Annotated in this window: 1 protein-coding gene and 2 pseudogenes; 1 reads left to right on the top strand and 2 read right to left on the bottom strand. The window is 61.0% G+C overall.

All coding sequences use genetic code 11. From position 1 onward, the window contains the following. Positions 1 to 77: aminoglycoside phosphotransferase family protein (locus R7E78_RS30450; protein ID WP_225478340.1), on the bottom strand; the 77-nt coding region annotated here is incomplete at its 3' end. 57 nt (positions 78 to 134) lie between these two features. After that, positions 135 to 431 (bottom strand): annotated as a pseudogene (locus tag R7E78_RS30445) (MerR family DNA-binding protein); the annotation flags it as partial. Here R7E78_RS30445 and R7E78_RS30440 point away from each other — a divergent pair. Beyond that, a pseudogene (locus R7E78_RS30440) lies at positions 426 to 520 on the top strand (relaxase); the annotation flags it as partial. The pseudogenes R7E78_RS30445 and R7E78_RS30440 overlap by 6 nt on opposite strands.

Below are 520 nucleotides of genomic sequence, written 5' to 3'. Positions count from 1 at the left end.
CAAACGAGGCTGGAAAAGGTGTCCGCAATGAGAACAGGTTGCGAAACGTGCCAATGAGCAGGAAAAACAGGCGGCATGAAGGGGTCGTCTCAGAAAACGGAAAATAAAGCACGCTAAGGCGTAACTACCCTCGGCTACACCGCGTCGGCACCACGCGGCTCTTTCTCCCCTTGCAGCGAAGCAATCAGCGGGCAAGAAACGTTCCCTTGCCGCGCATGGCAGGCGAACACAAGTTCGGATAGCACGGTTTCCATGCGCGCCAGGTCGGTCATTTTTTCGCGCACGTCCTGAAGCTTGTGCTCGGCCAGGCTGCTGGCTTCCTCGCAGTGGGTGCCGTCATCCAGCCTCAGCAGCTCTGCGATCTCGTCGAGGCTGAATCCGAGCCGCTGGGCTGATTTCACGAAGCGCACCCGCGTCACATCCGCCTCGCCAGAGAGGCCGAGCGCGGCCGTGAGGCTTGGACGCTAGGGCAGGGCATGAAAAAGCCCGTAGCGGGCTGCTACGGGCGTCTGACGCGGTG

This window comes from Vibrio sp. YT-19(2023), from assembly GCF_033337395.1.
This window is presented reverse-complemented; position numbering and strand designations above follow the sequence as displayed.